This window comes from Streptomyces sp. NPDC055632 (assembly GCF_053618675.1).
Map to the genome: position 1 here is coordinate 430,264 of NZ_JBSHHY010000003.1, position 17,579 is coordinate 447,842.

At 69.0% G+C, this 17,579-nt stretch carries 12 protein-coding genes; all 12 read left to right on the forward strand.

Annotation, left to right across the window (positions count from 1 at the left end):
- Nucleotides 1-176: 176 nt before the first annotated feature.
- The 12 genes from ACWGSR_RS07235 (at nucleotide 177) to ACWGSR_RS07290 (ending at nucleotide 17,384) form a co-directional block, all read left to right on the forward strand.
- The gene (locus tag ACWGSR_RS07235) at nucleotides 177-2,729 is read left to right on the forward strand and encodes an ABC transporter substrate-binding protein (protein WP_453564178.1); all 2,553 of its coding nucleotides are present in this window, start codon (nucleotides 177-179) and stop codon (nucleotides 2,727-2,729) included.
- A gap of 304 nt (nucleotides 2,730-3,033) precedes the next feature.
- Entirely contained in the window at nucleotides 3,034-4,935 is a 1,902-nt protein-coding gene (gene typA / locus ACWGSR_RS07240; protein WP_376240647.1) for a translational GTPase TypA, read from the forward strand.
- Between the two features lie 520 nt (nucleotides 4,936-5,455).
- Nucleotides 5,456-7,093, forward strand: coding sequence for a peptide ABC transporter substrate-binding protein (locus ACWGSR_RS07245; protein ID WP_376240645.1), 1,638 nt, complete (start codon nucleotides 5,456-5,458; stop codon nucleotides 7,091-7,093).
- A 173-nt stretch (nucleotides 7,094-7,266) separates the two neighbouring features.
- Nucleotides 7,267-8,199 (forward strand): ABC transporter permease, encoded by a 933-nt coding sequence (locus ACWGSR_RS07250; protein ID WP_376240725.1) that lies wholly within the window; start codon nucleotides 7,267-7,269, stop codon nucleotides 8,197-8,199.
- Nucleotides 8,192-9,151 (forward strand): ABC transporter permease, encoded by a 960-nt coding sequence (locus ACWGSR_RS07255; protein ID WP_453564182.1) that lies wholly within the window; start codon nucleotides 8,192-8,194, stop codon nucleotides 9,149-9,151. Before ACWGSR_RS07250 ends, ACWGSR_RS07255 begins: the two co-directional genes overlap by 8 nt.
- A 14-nt stretch (nucleotides 9,152-9,165) precedes the next feature.
- Nucleotides 9,166-10,221 carry an ABC transporter ATP-binding protein gene (locus ACWGSR_RS07260; protein WP_376240641.1) on the forward strand — a complete coding sequence of 352 codons (1,056 nt, stop codon included), beginning with the start codon at nucleotides 9,166-9,168 and terminating at the stop codon, nucleotides 10,219-10,221.
- The gene (locus ACWGSR_RS07265; protein ID WP_376240638.1) at nucleotides 10,214-11,326 is read left to right on the forward strand and encodes an ABC transporter ATP-binding protein; all 1,113 of its coding nucleotides are present in this window, start codon (nucleotides 10,214-10,216) and stop codon (nucleotides 11,324-11,326) included. The genes ACWGSR_RS07260 and ACWGSR_RS07265 overlap by 8 nt, the downstream gene beginning before the upstream one ends.
- Nucleotides 11,327-11,497: 171 nt before the next feature.
- A complete protein-coding gene (locus ACWGSR_RS07270) occupies nucleotides 11,498-13,123 on the forward strand; it encodes a peptide ABC transporter substrate-binding protein (protein ID WP_453564186.1) in 1,626 nt (541 codons plus the stop codon).
- A gap of 176 nt (nucleotides 13,124-13,299) precedes the next feature.
- Nucleotides 13,300-14,223 carry an ABC transporter permease gene (locus tag ACWGSR_RS07275; RefSeq protein ID WP_453564188.1) on the forward strand — a complete coding sequence of 308 codons (924 nt, stop codon included), beginning with the start codon at nucleotides 13,300-13,302 and terminating at the stop codon, nucleotides 14,221-14,223.
- Complete coding sequence (locus tag ACWGSR_RS07280) at nucleotides 14,216-15,202, forward strand: ABC transporter permease (RefSeq protein ID WP_376247099.1); 987 nt, start codon at nucleotides 14,216-14,218, stop codon at nucleotides 15,200-15,202. The genes ACWGSR_RS07275 and ACWGSR_RS07280 overlap by 8 nt, the downstream gene beginning before the upstream one ends.
- Nucleotides 15,203-15,208: 6 nt before the next feature.
- A complete protein-coding gene (locus ACWGSR_RS07285) occupies nucleotides 15,209-16,192 on the forward strand; it encodes an ABC transporter ATP-binding protein (protein ID WP_376247096.1) in 984 nt (327 codons plus the stop codon).
- On the forward strand, nucleotides 16,185-17,384 hold the full coding sequence (locus ACWGSR_RS07290) for an ABC transporter ATP-binding protein (RefSeq protein ID WP_453564192.1): 1,200 nt from the start codon (nucleotides 16,185-16,187) through the stop codon (nucleotides 17,382-17,384). Before ACWGSR_RS07285 ends, ACWGSR_RS07290 begins: the two co-directional genes overlap by 8 nt.
- Nucleotides 17,385-17,579: the final 195 nt, after the last annotated feature.

Genomic DNA, 17,579 nt, shown 5'->3' on the forward strand with positions numbered 1-17,579 from the left:
TGTCCGCCCGCGACCGGTCCCGTGCGCTCCCGGGCGGCGGGTTGGTCCGCCCGAGTGGCGTTTTCCGGCCATGCCGCCGTGTCGTCATGGCCGGATCCTCTTCCTCCTTTTCAGTGGATGAGCGGGAGATGTGATCATCTCCAAATGGAATGAATCTGGACGAAGGGGTACAAGACATGTCCCAGATCGGCACCCCTCACGGCGGGACACGGACATGCCCCAGCCCCCGCTCCCGGACGCTCCGCACCGTCGCCACCCTCACCAGCGCCGTCCTCGCCGTCACCGTCCTCGCCGGATGCAGCGCGGACGAGGACGACACCGACACCGCCCCGCTCGCGGCCCAGGACAACGCGCCCGCCCCGCGCGACCGGGTCGCCGACGGCGGCACCCTGCGCTGGGCCGTCGACGCGGCGCCCACCACCCTCAACGCCTTCCAGGCCGACGCCGACGCCACCACCTCCCGCATCGCCGGAGCCGTGCTCCCCGCCCTCTACACCCTCGACCAGCGGGGCCGGCCGCAGCGGAACCCCGACTACCTGGAGTCCGCGCAGGTCGTCGAGACCGAGCCCAAGCAGGTCGTCCTCTACAAGCTCAACCAGCAGGCCGTGTGGAGCGACGGACGCGAGATCGGCGCCCCCGACTTCGTCGCCCAGTGGCGGGCCCTGAGCGGCCGCGACACCGCGTACTGGACCGCCCGGAACTCCGGCTACGAGCGGATCGAGAAGATCGAGCGCGGCAAGAACGACCTGGAGGTGCGGGTCACCTTCTCCAAGCCCTACGCCGACTGGCAGGCCCTCTTCACCCCCCTCTACCCGAAGCAGGTGATGGGGTCCCCGGACTCCTTCAACGACGGCGCCCGCACCACCCTCAAGGCCACCGCCGGACCGTTCCTGCTGAAGTCGGCCGACGGCGAGAGCGGCGACGTCACCCTCACCCGCAACCCCCGCTGGTGGGGGCAGGCCGCCAAGCTCGACACCGTCGTCCTCAAGCCCGTCCCCCGCGCCGACCGGGCGGACGCCCTCGCCGCCGGCACCCTCGACCTGGCCGAGATCGACCGCTCCACGGCCGAGCGGATCTCCCTGGCGCTCAAGGACGCCCGCGCCGGACGGAACGGCGCGCAGGCCGCCCTCGCCCACGGCCCCGGCTCCTCCATCACCCCCTCCAAGGCCCTGAAGTCCTGGGCCCTCGCCCACGGCTCCGACGAGGAGAAGGCCGAGGAGGTCCGGGCCGCCCGCGAGGAGAACCGGCAGGCGGTCGCGCGGTACGCGAGCGCGCAGGACACCCTGGCCAAGTACGCCGTCCGCAAGTCCCTGGAGCCCGCCTACACCCAGCTCGCGCTGAACGGCGAGTCCGGGCCGCTCTCCGACGAGCGGGTGCGGCGCGCGGTGGCCCGCGCCATCGACCGCCAGGAGTTGGCCGAATCCGTGCTCAAGCCCCTCGGCCTCCCGGCGAAGCCCCCCGGCAGCCACCTGGCCCTCGCCGGCCAGGCGGCGTACAAGGACAGCAGCGACGCCCTCGGCGGCCAGGACACCCAGGAGGCGCGGGCGCTCCTCGCCGACGCCGGCTGGGTCCCCGGCGGCGCCGAGCGGCCCGCCGGCACGAAGGCGGGCAGCGAGGCGGGGACGAAGGCCGGCGAGGCCGGGGAGGCGGAGAAGAAGGCCGGGGAGGCCGAGAAGGCGGAGAAGGCGGGGGAGCCCGAGAAGGCGGGGGAGCCCGAGAAGGCGGAGGAGACCGAGAAGCCCGCCGTCGAGCCCGGGAAGCCCGCGAAGAGCACCGCCACCGCCCCCGCCGACGCCAAGAAGAAGAGCGACGACGCCTCCGGGGACGCCCCCTCGGACGAGGGCCTCTACATCGTCGGCGACGACAAGCCGGGTGAGCGCCGGGCCGTCCCCGCCCCCGTCGCCGGCGGCCCCGAGAGCGCCACCCGCGTCCTCGCCCCGGCCCCCGCCGCCGCCCGCCAGAGCGCCGCGCTCCGGGCCCGGGCCGAAGCCCTCGACACCCGGCCCGAGGCGCTCGAAGCCCGGCCCGGGGCCCTCGACGCCGGTACGGGCGCCGCCGCCCGGGCCGACGCCCCGCAGGCCGCCAGGCCCGATCGGGGGATGCCCGGGGCCTACGCCCCGCGCGGCACCGCCGCGCCCGCCGCCGTCCCCCCGGCCAAGCAGGCCCTCGGCAAGGACGGCAAGGCGCTCAGCCTCCGCTTCGTCCTGCCGTCCGGACCGGGCTCCGAGCCGCTGCGGACGGTGGGGGACCGGATCGTCCGGATGCTCGACGCGGTCGGGATCCGCACCGAGGTCACCAAGGTCTCCGACGAGAGCTTCTTCAAGGACCACATCGCCTCGGGCGACTACGACCTGGCCCTCTACTCCTGGCCCGCCTCCGCCTTCCCCGCGACCGACGCCCGGCCGATCTTCGCCAAGCCCGAGCCCGCCTCGGACGGCTCGCTCATGGTCGAGCAGAACTACTCCCGGGTCGGCACCGACCGCATCGACCAGCTCTTCGACCAGGCGGCGGGCACGCTCGACGAGGAGGAGGCCCTCGAACTCGTCCGCCAGGCCGACGCCCGGATCTGGGCCGCGGCCGGCTCCATCCCCCTCTACCAGCGCCCGCAGCTCGTCGCCGCCAGGGCCGACCTGGTGAACGCGGGGGCCTGGGGCTTCGCCGCCCCCCGCTACCAGGACATCGGTTTCAGGAAGGGCGGGACCCCCAAGGGGCCCGAGCGGAACCGGTAAAACCGAGGCACGAACCCACTGAAAGCACTGAAAGCACTGAAACCGCAGGTCACAACCTCAGAACCAGCTCAACTTCCTTGCCCGCCGGCCTCCCCGGCGGGCAGGATCGCGACGGCCCCTTGACCCGGCCGCACGACCTCCCCCACACCCTCGAAACCTCCCAGTAGACCCTCTCGGAACCCGGGCGGGGAAGCCTCTTGCACGGCGGCCCCGTACCATGGGACATAGCCGTGGCGCGTCCGCCCGGCGGGCGTAAGAGGAACTGACGCCGATTCCCACGATCCGAGAGAAGCGCAAGCCACCCATGCCCACGCGCCACGACATCCGCAACGTCGCCATCGTCGCCCACGTCGACCACGGCAAGACGACCATCGTCGACGCCATGCTCAAGCAGGCCGGTGCCTTCGCCGCCCACCAGCAGCTCGACGACCGCATGATGGACTCGAACGACCTGGAACGTGAGAAGGGCATCACGATCCTCGCCAAGAACACGGCGGTGAAGTACCACCCCAAGGACGGCGGGGCCCCGATCACGATCAACATCATCGACACCCCCGGCCACGCCGACTTCGGCGGCGAGGTCGAGCGCGGTCTGTCGATGGTGGACGCGGTCGTCCTCCTCGTGGACGCCTCCGAGGGTCCGCTCCCGCAGACCCGCTTCGTGCTGCGCAAGGCGCTCCAGCAGCGCAAGCCCGTCATCCTCTGCATCAACAAGACGGACCGCCCGGACTCCCGGATCGACGAGGTCGTCAACGAGACCTACGACCTGTTCCTGGACCTGGACGCGGACGAGGACCAGATCGAGTTCCCGATCGTCTACGCCTGCGGCCGTGACGGCATCGCCTCGCTGACCAAGCCGGAGAACGGCACCGTCCCCGCGGACAGCGACAGCCTGGAGCCGTTCTTCAACGCCATCCTGGAGCACGTCCCCGCCCCGGTGTACGACGAGGAGGCGCCGCTCCAGGCGCACGTCACCAACCTCGACGCCGACAACTTCCTCGGCCGCATCGCGCTGCTCCGCGTCGAGCAGGGCGAGCTGCGCAAGGGCCAGACGGTCGCGTGGATCAAGCGGGACGGCACGATCTCCAACGTCCGCATCACCGAGCTGATGATGACCGAGGCGCTCACCCGCAAGCCGGCCGAGGTCGCCGGCCCCGGTGACATCTGCGCCGTCGCCGGCATCCCCGACATCATGATCGGCGAGACCCTGGCCGACCCGGAGAACCCGATCGCGCTGCCGCTGATCACGGTCGACCAGCCGGCCATCTCCATGACCATCGGCACCAACACCTCGCCGCTCGTCGGCCGCGGCGGCACGGGCAAGGGCGCGGACGCCAAGGCCGCCGTCAAGAACCGCAAGGTCACCGCCCGCCAGGTCAAGGACCGTCTGGACCGCGAGCTCATCGGCAACGTCTCGCTCCGCGTCCTCGACACCGAGCGCCCGGACGCCTGGGAGGTCCAGGGCCGCGGTGAGCTCGCGCTCGCCATCCTGGTCGAGCAGATGCGCCGCGAGGGCTTCGAGCTGACCATCGGCAAGCCGCAGGTCGTCACCAAGGAGGTCGACGGCAAGGTCCACGAGCCCGTCGAGCGCCTCACGGTCGACGTCCCCGAGGAGCACATGGGCGCGGTCACGCAGCTCATGGGCGTCCGCAAGGGCCGCATGGACAACATGTCGAACCACGGCTCCGGCTGGGTCCGCATGGAGTTCGTCGTCCCGTCCCGCGGCCTCATCGGCTTCCGTACGGAGTTCCTCACCAACACCCGCGGCACGGGCATCGCCCACTCGATCCACGAGGGCCACGAGCCGTGGTTCGGCACGCTGACGACCCGTAACAACGGTTCGCTCGTCGCCGACCGCGCCGGTGCCGTCACCGCCTTCGCGATGACCAACCTCCAGGAGCGCGGCGTCCTGTTCACCGACCCCGGCACCGAGGTGTACGAGGGCATGATCGTCGGCGAGAACTCGCGCTCCGACGACATGGACGTGAACATCACCAAGGAGAAGAAGCTCACCAACATGCGCTCCTCCTCGGCCGACTCCTTCGAGGCGATCGTCCCGCCGCGCAAGCTCTCCCTGGAGCAGTCCCTGGAGTTCTGCCGCGACGACGAGTGCGTCGAGGTGACCCCGGAGGCCGTGCGCATCCGCAAGGTGATCCTGGACCAGAACGCGCGTGGCCGCGCGTCCTCCCGCGCCAAGAACGGCTGATCCGGAGCCGGTTCGTCCGGTCCCGACCGCGTGACCTGAGCCCCGCCGGTACCGGCGGGGCTCAGTCGTGCCCCGTGCCGGGCGGAGGCGTCCCGGCGGCGCCACCGGGGCCACCTGCGGAGATCGGCTGCGGGGGTCGTTCCGGGGGCCTCCGAGAGGGGTCGATCCCGGACCCGCCGTCAAGTCGAATTCAGAGATCCGGTGTCCGGATACCGGTCATCGCTCTCCGGAACGTGTATTAACAGTCCGTTTCGGGGGTGTCTGTCTGGACTCACTTTGTCCGGATTTCGGTACCTCGGGGGGTGGTGATGTTGTCAAAACGAGACCACTTAAGTGTGGTTTACGGCCCGGACGTACTTAATAGTTGGCTCCATTGAGCTCGGGTCAATGGGTCACGCACTGTGGGGAGTGCCGACTCACGAGCACACTCGGGGCACTTGAGTGCATAGCCGTCAGGGGTGTCGGCGAAACTCGGAGTGCCCCTCTTGTAGTGACAAAGTGGACTCATGAGGAGGAACCCATGCGCGGTGCCAAGAGCGCCAAGTGGGTAACGGGCGCGATCATCGTCGCCCTTGCTGCGACCGCCTGTGGCGGGGGGAAGAGCGAAGGCGGCAGCGACGCCAAGGGCGCTGTTGACCCGAACGGAATCTTCTCCATCGAGCTCGGTGAGCCCGAGAAGCCCCTGTACACCGGCGACACGATGGAGTCCAACGGCTCCGCGGTCATGGCCGGCCTGTTCTCGACCCTGGTCGACTACAAGGCCGACGGTTCGCTGGAGATGATCAACGCCGAGTCGGTCACCACGACGGACTCGAAGACGTGGACCGTCAAGCTCAAGCCGGGCTGGACCTTCCACGACGGCACCCCGGTCACCGCCAAGTCCTACGTGGACGCGTGGAACTGGAACGCCAACGTCAAGAACGCCATGGGTCTCAACTCGTGGTTCGCGGACATCAAGGGCTTCGAGAAGCTCAGCCCGTCCGAGGAGGGCGCGCAGCCCACCGCCGACAAGCTGGACGGTCTGAAGGTCGTCGACGAGAACACCTTCACCATCGAGCTGTCGAAGGCCGTCCCGTACTTCGGCCACAAGCTCGCCTACATCGTCTTCGCCCCGCTGCCCGAGGCGTTCTACAAGGACACCAAGGCCGCCGGTCAGAAGCCGATCGGCAACGGTCCCTACAAGTTCAAGAGCTGGGACCACAAGAAGCAGATCGAGATCGTCCGTTACGACGACTACAAGGGTCCGAACAAGGCGAAGAACGGCGGTGTGGTCTTCAAGAACTACACCACCCTCGAGGCCGCCTACGAGGACCTGAAGTCGGGCAACGTCGACGTCCTGCGTCAGCTCGCCCCGAAGGACCTCCCGGTCTACCGCCAGGACCTCGGCGACCGCGCCGTCGACCAGGCGTACTCCGCGATCCAGACCGTCGCCGTGGCCTTCTACGCCGACCAGTGGAGCAAGCCGAAGCAGGTCGACCCCAAGGTCATCCAGGGCATCTCGATGGCCATCGACCGCGCCACCATCACCAAGACGGTGCTCCAGGGCACCCGCGAGCCCGCCTCCGGCTGGGTCGCCAAGGGTGTGCTCGGCTACCAGCCGAACGCGGTCGACGTCACCAAGTTCGACCCGGCCAAGGCCAAGGAGCTCATCAAGGCCGGCGGCGGCGTCCCCGGCAACAAGATCTCCATCCAGTTCAACGCCGACGGCGGGCACAAGGAGTGGGTGGACGCGGTCTGCAACTCCATCACCCAGTCCACGGGCGTCGCCTGCACCGGTGACGGCAAGCCGGACTTCCAGGCCGACCTCCAGGCCCGCAAGAACAAGCAGGTCAAGTCGTTCTACCGCTCCGGTTGGGTGCTCGACTACCCGGTGAACGCCAACTTCATCTCGGACCTGTTCCGTACGGGTGCGGCGGGCAACCAGGGTGGCTTCTCCAACAAGGAGCTGGACGCCAAGATCGCGAAGGCGGACTCCGCTCCCACGCTGGACGAGTCGGTCAAGGAGTTCCAGGCCATCGAGAAGGACCTGGTCAACTACATGCCGTCCATCCCGCTCTGGTACTACAAGGTCAACGCGGGCTACTCCGAGAAGGTTTCGGGCGTGGCTTACGGTCAGGACGGCGACCCGATCCTGACCGGCGTCGAGGTCCACAAGTAAACCCGAAAGCGTAGTCCGCAAGCCGTCACGGGACTGACGGATCGTCAGTCCCGTCTCGGCGCCTTACGCAGCGGCTGGGGGGCCCTTCCACGGCACCGTGCTGCCCGAATCCGGGCAGTGCGCCGTCGTGGAGGGGCCCTCGGCTGCGGCCGTCACATCTCAACGGAGGCATGATGGGGCGCTATGTCGCACGACGACTGCTCCAGATGATCCCGGTTTTCTTCGGGACAACCCTGCTGATCTTCCTCATGGTCTACAGCCTGCCCGGTGACCCCGTGGCCGGTCTGTTCGGAGACAAGGGGGCGTCCCCCGCGACCATCGCGGAGATCAGACACAAGCTCGGTCTCGACCAGCACATCCTGAAGCAGTACTGGGACTACATCAGTGGAATCCTCTTCCACTTCGACTTCGGTACGCAGATCCGCAACGACCGGCCTGTGACCGAAGTGCTGGGCGACGCGTTCCCCGTCACGATCCAGCTGGCGGCCCTCGCCTTCGCCTTCGAGCTCGTGTTCGGCCTCGGCCTCGGCATCATCGCCGGCCTCCGCGCCGGCCGCATGGCCGACAACGCGATCCTGATCTTCACCCTGCTGATCATCTCGATCCCGGTCTTCGTGCTCGGCTTCATCATCAAGATGGTCTTCGCGTTCCAGCTCGGCTGGATCGAGCCGAACGTCAGCAACGACCAGCTGCTGTCCGAGATGATCGCCCCCGCCATCGTCCTCGGTGGTCTCTCCCTTGCCTATGTGGCGCGGCTCACCCGCACCTCCATGGCGGAGAACCTGCGCGCCGACTACATGCGCACGGCCGTCGCCAAGGGCCTGCCGAAGCACCGCATCATCGGCGTCCACCTCATGCGCAACTCGATGATCCCCGTCGTCACCTTCCTCGGCACCGACATCGGCGCCCTGATGGGCGGCGCGGTCGTCACCGAAGGCATCTTCAACGTCAAGGGTGTCGGTGGTCTGATCTACGAGTCGATCAGCCGCCGCGAGGGCAGCACCCTCGTCGGTCTCGTCACCGTCCTGGTGGTCGTCTACCTCATCACCAGCCTGCTCATCGACCTGCTGTACGCGGTCCTGGACCCGAGGATCCGGTATGCCTGACGTGACCAAGACCGCGGCCGCCGCATCGGTGGACGCCGTCACCACCCCTCCGGTGGAGGCGTCCGCCCCCCAGCCGCCCAAGGCGGAGAAGCCCCGCTCGCTCTGGGGCGACGCGTGGCGCGACCTGCGCCGCAACCCGTACTTCCTCGTGTCGTCGGTGCTGATCTTCTTCCTGCTGCTCATCGCGGTGTTCCCGGGGCTGTTCACCAGTGCCTCGCCCACGGCCGGTGACCTCGTCAAGCACTACGTCGGCAAGCCCGAGCTCGGCAACGTCGGCTCGCCCGGCTGGCTCGGCTACGACATCCAGGGCCGCTCCGTCTACGCCCGCCTGATCTACGGCACCCGCGCCTCGATCATCGTCGGCGTCTGCGTCACCCTGATCGTCACCGTGGTCGGCGGCGCCATGGGCATGATCGCCGGTTACTTCGGCGGCTGGGTGGACGCGGTCCTCTCCCGCCTCACCGACGTCTTCTTCGGCATCCCCTTCCTGCTCGGCGCGATGGTCGTCCTGCAGGCCTTCGTCGAGCGCACCGTCTGGGTCGTCGTCTTCGCCCTGGCCTTCCTCGGCTGGACGCAGATGGCCCGCGTCATGCGCGGCGCCGTGATCACGGTCAAGCAGGCCGACTACGTCCACGCCGCCAAGGCGCTGGGCGCCGGCACCAACCGGATCCTCTTCCGGCACATCCTGCCGAACGCCATGGCCCCGGTGATCGTCGTCGCCACCATCGCCCTCGGCGGCTACATCTCCGCCGAGGCGACCCTGTCCTACCTGGGGCTCGGCCTCGCCGCCCCGACCGTCTCGTGGGGTGTCGACATCTCCGCGGGTGTTCAGGCGATCCGTACGTCGCAGCACATCCTGCTGTACCCGTCGATCATGCTGAGCCTCACCGTTCTGGCGTTCATCATGCTCGGCGAAGCCGTCCGCAACGCCCTCGACCCCAAGCTGCGCTGAGGAGGGCGTAAAAGATGAGCATCATCGACAAGACCGCGGCCTTCCCCGCGCCGCGCGACGGGTCCGGCACCGGCCCCCTGCTCGAAGTCCGCGACCTGCACGTGGAGTTCCACACCCGTGACGGTGTGGCCAAGGCGGTCAACGGCGTCAACTACTCGGTGAACGCCGGCGAGACCCTCGCCGTCCTCGGCGAGTCCGGCTCCGGCAAGTCCGTCACTGCCCAGGCCATCATGGGCATCCTCGACATGCCGCCCGGCAAGATCCCCAAGGGCGAGATCCTCTTCCGCGGCCAGGACATGCTGAAGATGTCCGACGAGGAGCGCCGGAAGATCCGCGGCCGCAAGATCGCGATGATCTTCCAGGACGCGCTGTCCTCCCTGAACCCGGTCCTCAACGTCGGCTACCAGCTCGGCGAGATGTTCCGGGTCCACCAGGGCCTGTCCAAGAAGGACGCCAGGACCAGGGCCATCGAGCTGATGGACAAGGTCAAGATCCCGGCCGCCAAGGCCCGGGTCACCGACTACCCCCACCAGTTCTCCGGCGGCATGCGCCAGCGCATCATGATCGCCATGGCGCTGGCCCTGGAGCCGGACCTGATCATCGCCGACGAGCCCACCACGGCTCTCGACGTGACCGTCCAGGCCCAGGTCATGGACCTCCTCGCGGAGCTCCAGCAGGAATACAACATGGGCCTGATCCTGATCACCCACGACCTCGGCGTCGTCGCCGACGTCGCGGACAAGATCGCCGTGATGTACGCCGGCCGGATCGTCGAGCAGGCGCCCGTGCACGAGCTGTACAAGCGCCCGGCCCACCCGTACACCCGCGGTCTCCTGGACTCGATCCCGCGCCTGGACCAGAAGGGCCAGGAGCTCTACGCGATCAAGGGCCTGCCGCCCAACCTGCTCCGCGTGCCCACCGGCTGCGCCTTCAACCCGCGCTGCCCCAAGGCCGAGGACATCTGCCGCACGGAGATCCCGGCCCTGGCGCCGGTCACCGAGCAGGACGGCACGGACCTTCCGGGCCGCAAGAGCGCCTGCCACTTCTGGAAGGAGACGATCCATGGCTGACATCGGCAAGAACGACGAGGCCGTGGCCGCCGCCAACGAAGAGGCTCTGGTCGCCGCCATCGAGGCCCCCGTGGGCCGCGGCGAGCCGATCCTCCAGGTGCGCGGACTGAAGAAGCACTTCCCGCTGACGCAGGGCATCCTCTTCAAGAAGCAGGTCGGCGCGGTCAAGGCCGTGGACGGGGTCTCCTTCGACCTCTACCAGGGCGAGACCCTCGGCATCGTGGGCGAGTCCGGCTGCGGCAAGTCCACGGTCGCCAAGCTCCTGATGAACCTGGAGCGGGCCACCGCGGGCGAGGTCTTCTACAAGGGCCAGGACATCACCAAGCTGTCCGGGCGCGCGCTGAAGGCGGTCCGCCGGAACATCCAGATGGTGTTCCAGGACCCGTACACCTCGCTCAACCCGCGCATGACGGTCGGCGACATCATCGGCGAGCCCTTCGACATCCACCCCGAGGTGGCCCCGAAGGGCGACCGGCGCCGCAAGGTGCAGGAGCTCCTGGACGTCGTCGGTCTGAACCCGGAGTACATCAACCGGTACCCGCACCAGTTCTCCGGCGGTCAGCGCCAGCGCATCGGCATCGCCCGCGGCCTCGCGCTCAACCCCGAGATCATCATCTGCGACGAGCCGGTCTCGGCCCTGGACGTCTCCGTCCAGGCCCAGGTCATCAACCTGATGGAGAAGCTCCAGGACGAGTTCAACCTCTCCTACCTCTTCATCGCGCACGACCTGTCGATCGTCCGGCACATCTCGGACCGCGTCGGCGTCATGTACCTCGGCAAGATGGCCGAGATCGGTACGGACACCGAGATCTACGAGCACCCGACGCACCCGTACACGCAGGCGCTGCTCTCCGCGGTGCCGGTGCCGGACCCGGAGGCCCGCGCGCACCGCGAGCGGATCATCCTCACCGGTGACGTCCCGTCGCCGGCGAACCCGCCGTCGGGCTGCAGCTTCCGCACCCGCTGCTGGAAGGCGCAGGAGCGCTGCGCCCAGGAGGTCCCGCTCCTCGCGGTGCCGTCCGTCTTCAAGGGCCAGGACACCCCGGCCGCCCACTTCTCGGCGTGCCACTTCGCCGAGGAGAAGCAGGTCGTCCCGGTGCACTGACACCCCGCGCGGTTCCGCACGGCCGGCTCCCGGCGCCCCACGGCGCCGGGAGCCGGCCGTTTTTCGTGCGCCCCCGCCGTCGCACTGATGGGCGCCGACAACATGCAGGCGTACTGATGCGGGGTGATATTGGGGCTCTCAGTGTGAATCGGTACATACGGGAGGCACTCCATGCGCGGAGCCACACACGCCAAGTGGGCCGCTCCGGCCATCGCCGTCGTCCTCGCGGCGACCGCCTGCGGCGGCGGGGACAGCGGTGGTGGCGGAGGAGCGGACGGCGTCGTGTCCTCCTCGTGGGGCGACCCCCAGAACCCGCTGGAGCCGGCCAACACCAACGAGGTCCAGGGCGGCAAGGTCCTGTCGATGATCTTCCGGGGGCTCAAGCAGTACGACCCCAAGACCGGCGAGGCCAAGGACATGCTCGCCGAGAAGATCGACACCACCGACTCCACCAACTTCACCGTCACCGTCAAGGACGGCTGGACCTTCTCCAACGGCGAGAAGGTCACCGCCAAGTCCTTCGTCGACGCCTGGAACTACGGCGCCCACCTGAAGAACAACCAGAAGAACGCCTACTTCTTCGGCCAGATCGAGGGCTACGACCAGGTCCACCCGGAGAAGGGCCAGCCCACCGCCGAGACCATGTCCGGCCTCAAGGTCACCGGTGACCGCACCTTCACGGTCAAGCTCACCCAGAAGTTCTCCACCTGGCCGGTCACCCTCGGCTACGCGGCCTTCGCCCCGCTGCCCCAGTCCTTCTTCAGCGACCACGCCGGCTGGCTCTCGAAGCCCGTCGGCAACGGCCCGTACACCATCGACTCCTACTCCAAGGGGTCCCAGATGGTCCTGAAGAAGTGGGACGCCTACCCCGGCACCGACAAGGCGCAGAACGGCGGCGTGACCCTCAAGGTCTACACCGACAACAACACCGCCTACACCGACCTGATCGCCGGCAACCTCGACCTCGTCGACGACGTCCCCGCCGCCCAGCTCAAGAACGTCGAGGCCGACCTCGGCGACCGGTACCTCAACGTGCCCGCCGGCATCATCCAGACCCTCTCCTTCCCGTTCTACGACCCGAACTGGAACAAGCCGAACCAGGCGAAGCTGCGCCAGGGCCTGTCACGGGCGATCGACCGCAACCAGATCACCGAGACGATCTTCCAGAAGACCCGCACCCCCGCCGTCGACTGGACCTCGCCCGTCCTCGGCGAGGACGGCGGCTTCAAGGACGTCTGCGGCGACCTCTGCAAGTACGACGCCGCCGAGGCGAAGAAGCTGGTCGCCGAGGGCGGCGGCATCCCCGGCGGCACCATGAAGATCTCGTACAACGCCGACACCGGCAGCCACAAGGAGTGGGTGGACGCGGTCTGCAACTCCATCAACCGCGCCCTCGGCAACGACCGCGCCTGCGTCGGCAACCCCGTCGGCACCTTCGCCGACTACCGCAACCAGGTCACCACGCAGAAGCTCACCGGCCCGTTCCGCGCCGGCTGGCAGATGGACTACCCGCTCATCCAGAACTTCCTCCAGCCGCTGTACTACACCAACGCCTCGTCCAACGACGGCAAGTGGACGAACCCCGAGTTCGACAAGCTGGTGAACCAGGCCAACGCCGAGGCCGACACCGCCAAGGCCGTCGGGATCTTCCAGCAGGCCGAGGAAGTCCTCCGCGACGACATGGGCGCCATCCCGCTCTGGTACCAGAACGGCAGCGCCGGCTACTCGGAGCGCGTGAGCAACGTGACCCTGAACCCCTTCAGCGTCCCGGTCTACGACCAGATCAAGGTCAACTGACGCCCGGGGAGTGCGTGCCGGGCGCCGCTCCTTCTCCCGCGCTCATTCGCCAGACACCCCCCAGCAGGCCGACGGCGCACGGCCCGGCCCGCGGACCCCCGCGCCGGGCCGTACGCCTTCCTCGGACCCCTCCCGGAGCCGAAACCCCTTCCCGGAGCCAACCCCCGGAGTCCCTCATGGGTCGATACGTGATCCGGCGACTGCTGCAGATGATCCCGGTCTTCTTCGGCGCCACGCTGCTGATCTTCCTGATGGTGAACGTGATGGGCGACCCCGTCGCCGGACTGTGCGGCGACCGCCAGTGCGACCCGGCGACCGCCGCCCAGCTCAAGAAGGAGTTCGGCCTCGACAAGCCGGTCTGGCAGCAATACCTGACCTACATGGGCAACGTCTTCACCGGAGACTTCGGCACGGCCTTCAACGGCCAGGAGGTCACCGAGCTGATGGCCAACGCCTTCCCGGTCACCATCCGGCTCACCATCATCGCGATCCTCTTCGAGATCGTCATCGGCATCAGCCTCGGCGTCCTCACCGGCCTCAAGCGCGGCCACCCCGTCGACACCACCGTGCTGCTGCTCACCCTGGTCGTCATCTCCGTCCCGACCTTCGTCACCGGCCTGCTCGTCCAGCTCCTCTTCGGCGTCAAGTGGAAGTGGATCGACCCCTCGGTCTCCTCCGCCGCCACCTTCGACGAACTGCTCGTCCCCGGCCTGGTCCTCGCCTCCGTGTCGCTCGCCTACGTCACCCGGCTCACCCGGACCTCGATCGCCGAGAACAAGCGCGCCGACTACGTCCGCACCGCCGTCGCCAAGGGACTGCCCCGCCGCCGGGTCATCACCCGGCACCTGCTGCGCAACAGCCTCATCCCCGTGGTCACCTTCATCGGCACCGACGTCGGCGCGCTCATGGGCGGCGCCATCGTCACCGAGCGGATCTTCAACATCCACGGCGTCGGCTACCAGCTCTACCAGGGCATCCTCCGCCAGAACACCCAGACCGTGGTCGGCTTCGTCACCGTCCTCGTCCTGGTCTTCCTGGTGGCCAACCTGCTCGTCGACCTCCTGTACGCCGTCCTTGACCCGAGGATCCGCTATGCCTGAGATGCCCGAGCACCACGACGAAGGGTCGGCCATCGCCTCGACCGGGGCCGGCGGCGCCACCGACCTCGCGATGTCCGAGGCCGAGACCCTGGAGAAGGTCCCCAGCGGCCCCGACGGCACCGGGCCCGAGAAGAAGGCCCGCTCCCTCTGGTCCGACGCCTGGCACGACCTGCGCCGGAACCCGATCTTCATCATCTCCGGCCTGGTCATCGTCTTCCTGGTGGTCATCGCGATCTGGCCGCAGCTCATCGCGAGCGGCAACCCGCTGGACTGCGACCTCTCCAAGGCCCAGGAGGGCTCCCAGCCCGGCCACCCCTTCGGCTTCAACGGCCAGGGCTGCGACGTCTACACCCGCACGGTCTACGGAGCCAGGGCCTCCATCGAGGTCGGCGTCCTCTCCACCCTCGGCGTGACCCTCCTCGGCTCGGTCCTCGGCGGCCTCGCCGGCTTCTACGGCGGCGCCTGGGACGGATTCCTCTCCCGGATCACCGACATCTTCTTCGCCATCCCGGTCGTCCTCGGCGGTCTGGTCCTGCTCTCCGTCGTCAGCAACAACACCGTCTGGCCCGTCATCGGCTTCATGGTGCTGCTCGGCTGGCCGCAGATCTCCCGCATCGCCCGCGGCTCCGTCATCACCGCCAAGCAGAACGACTACGTCCAGGCGGCCCGCGCGCTCGGCGCCTCCAACTCCCGGATGCTGCTGCGGCACATCACGCCCAACGCCGTCGCCCCCGTGATCGTCGTCGCCACCATCGCCCTCGGCACGTACATCTCCCTGGAGGCCACGCTCTCCTTCCTCGGCGTCGGCCTCAAGCCCCCGACCGTCTCCTGGGGCATCGACATCTCCTCGGCCTCGCCGTACATCCGCAACGCCCCGCACATGCTGCTCTGGCCGGCCGGCGCGCTGGCCGTCACGGTGCTCGCCTTCATCATGCTCGGCGACGCCGTCCGCGACGCCCTCGACCCCAAGCTGAGGTAGGGATCCATGCTGCTCGAAGTGCGCGACCTGCACGTGGAGTTCCACACCCGGGACGGGGTGGCCAAGGCGGTCAACGGCGTCGACTACTCCGTCGACGCGGGGGAGACCCTCGCCGTCCTCGGCGAGTCCGGCTCCGGCAAGTCCGTCACCGCCCAGGCCGTCATGGGCATCCTCGACATCCCCCCGGGGAGGATCACCCGGGGGGAGATCCTCTTCCAGGGCCAGGACCTCCTGAAGCTCAAGGAGGACGAGCGGCGCAAGATCCGGGGCGCCAAGATGGCGATGGTCTTCCAGGACGCGCTGTCCTCCCTCAACCCCGTCCTCAGCGTCGGCGACCAGCTCGGCGAGATGTTCCAGGTCCACCGGGGGATGTCGCGGAAGGACTCCAAGGCCAAGGCCGTCGAGCTGATGGACCGGGTCCGCATCCCCGCCGCCAAGGAACGCGTCGGCCAGTACCCGCACCAGTTCTCCGGCGGCATGCGCCAGCGCATCATGATCGCCATGGCGCTCGCCCTCGAACCCGAGCTGATCATCGCCGACGAGCCCACCACGGCTCTCGACGTCACCGTCCAGGCCCAGGTCATGGACCTCCTCGCCGAGCTCCAGCGCGAGCTCAACATGGGCCTCATCCTCATCACCCACGACCTCGGCGTCGTCGCCGACGTGGCCGACAAGATCGCCGTGATGTACGCCGGCCGGATCGTCGAGCGGGCCCCCGTCCACGAGATCTACAAGGCCCCCGCCCACCCCTACACCAAGGGCCTCCTCGAATCGATCCCGCGCCTGGACCAGAAGGGCCAGGAGCTCTACGCGATCAAGGGCCTGCCGCCCAACCTGCTGCACATCCCGCCCGGCTGCGCCTTCAACCCGCGCTGCCCGATGGCCCAGGACGTCTGCCGGACCGACGAGCCCCCGCTGTACGAGGTGACCGACTCCCCGGTGCCGCGCGCCAGCGCCTGCCACTTCTGGAAGGAGTGCCTCCATGGCTGAGGCGATTCTCGAAGTCCGGGACCTCCACAAGCACTACCCGCTGACGCAGGGCATCCTCTTCAAGAAGCAGGTCGGCGCCGTCAAGGCCGTCGACGGCGTCGACTTCGACCTCGTCGCCGGCGAGACCCTCGGCATCGTAGGCGAGTCCGGCTGCGGCAAGTCGACCGTCGCGAAGATGCTGGTCAACCTGGAACGGCCCACCTCCGGCACCATCCGCTACAAGGGCGAGGACATCACCAAGCTCTCCGCGCGCGCCCTGAAGGCGGTCCGGCGCAACATCCAGATGGTCTTCCAGGACCCGTACACCTCGCTCAACCCGCGCATGACCGTCGGCGACATCATCGGCGAGCCGTACGAGATCCACCCCGAGGTCGCGCCCAAGGGCGACCGGCGCCGCAAGGTCCAGGACCTCCTGGACGTCGTCGGCCTCAACCCCGAGTACATCAACCGCTACCCGCACCAGTTCTCCGGCGGCCAGCGCCAGCGCATCGGCATCGCCCGCGGCCTCGCCCTCCAGCCCGAGGTCATCGTCGCCGACGAACCGGTCTCGGCCCTCGACGTCTCCGTCCAGGCCCAGGTCGTCAACCTCCTGGAACAGCTCCAGTCCGAGTTCTCCCTGTCGTACGTCTTCATCGCCCACGACCTGTCCATCGTGCGGCACATCTCCGACCGGGTCGGCGTCATGTACCTCGGCCGGATCGTCGAGATCGGCACCGACGCGCAGATCTACGACCACCCCACCCACCCCTACACGCAGGCGCTGCTCTCCGCCGTCCCCGTCCCCGACCCCGAGGCGCGCGCCCACCGCGAGCGGATCATCCTCACCGGCGACGTGCCCTCCCCGGCCGACATCCCCTCCGGCTGCCGCTTCCGCACCCGCTGCTGGAAGGCGCGGGAGCGCTGCGCCGAGGAGGTCCCCCTCCTGGCGGTCCCGGCCGTCTTCCGGCTCACCGACAGCCCGGCCCGCCACGACTCCGCCTGCCACTTCGCGGAGGAGAAGCACGTGGTCGCGGAGGAGCACAGGGCGGTCCTGGAGAAGGGCGACCCGCCGGAGGGCGGCGCCCCGGACCTGGAGAAGGGCGCCGCTCCGGACCTGGAGAAGAAGCCCGGCACCCCGCCCCCGGGAGGCAGCCACCTCCTCCGTCCGGAGGACGGGACCCCGGGGACGGACCCGCCCCCCGACACGCCTTAACACCGGGGCAACCCGCCCGACTCGGCTCCGATATACGGACACGCCAGGCTGCACACCGTACGGCCGTGCGGGTGCCGTGGGGCGGGGCGGGCGGCCCCCGGGCGCCCCGCCGGCCCCCCCCCCCCCCCCCCCAAAACGCACCCCCGGTTTTTGGCCGGGGGCCCCCGGGGGATAGCTGGCCGGGCTGTGTAAAAC

What these genes read in the sequence shown, in the direction of transcription:
- typA (WP_376240647.1), top strand. Translation starts at nt 3,034, where the DNA reads ATGCCCACGCGCCACGACATCCGCAACGTCGCCATCGTCGCCCACGTC.
- ACWGSR_RS07255 (WP_453564182.1), top strand. Translation starts at nt 8,192, where the DNA reads ATGCCTGACGTGACCAAGACCGCGGCCGCCGCATCGGTGGACGCCGTC.
- ACWGSR_RS07275 (WP_453564188.1), top strand. Translation starts at nt 13,300, where the DNA reads ATGGGTCGATACGTGATCCGGCGACTGCTGCAGATGATCCCGGTCTTC.
- ACWGSR_RS07235 (WP_453564178.1), top strand. Translation starts at nt 177, where the DNA reads ATGTCCCAGATCGGCACCCCTCACGGCGGGACACGGACATGCCCCAGC.
- ACWGSR_RS07260 (WP_376240641.1), top strand. Translation starts at nt 9,166, where the DNA reads ATGAGCATCATCGACAAGACCGCGGCCTTCCCCGCGCCGCGCGACGGG.
- ACWGSR_RS07270 (WP_453564186.1), top strand. Translation starts at nt 11,498, where the DNA reads ATGCGCGGAGCCACACACGCCAAGTGGGCCGCTCCGGCCATCGCCGTC.
- ACWGSR_RS07280 (WP_376247099.1), top strand. Translation starts at nt 14,216, where the DNA reads ATGCCTGAGATGCCCGAGCACCACGACGAAGGGTCGGCCATCGCCTCG.
- ACWGSR_RS07290 (WP_453564192.1), top strand. Translation starts at nt 16,185, where the DNA reads ATGGCTGAGGCGATTCTCGAAGTCCGGGACCTCCACAAGCACTACCCG.
- ACWGSR_RS07245 (WP_376240645.1), top strand. Translation starts at nt 5,456, where the DNA reads ATGCGCGGTGCCAAGAGCGCCAAGTGGGTAACGGGCGCGATCATCGTC.
- ACWGSR_RS07285 (WP_376247096.1), top strand. Translation starts at nt 15,209, where the DNA reads ATGCTGCTCGAAGTGCGCGACCTGCACGTGGAGTTCCACACCCGGGAC.
- ACWGSR_RS07265 (WP_376240638.1), top strand. Translation starts at nt 10,214, where the DNA reads ATGGCTGACATCGGCAAGAACGACGAGGCCGTGGCCGCCGCCAACGAA.
- ACWGSR_RS07250 (WP_376240725.1), top strand. Translation starts at nt 7,267, where the DNA reads ATGGGGCGCTATGTCGCACGACGACTGCTCCAGATGATCCCGGTTTTC.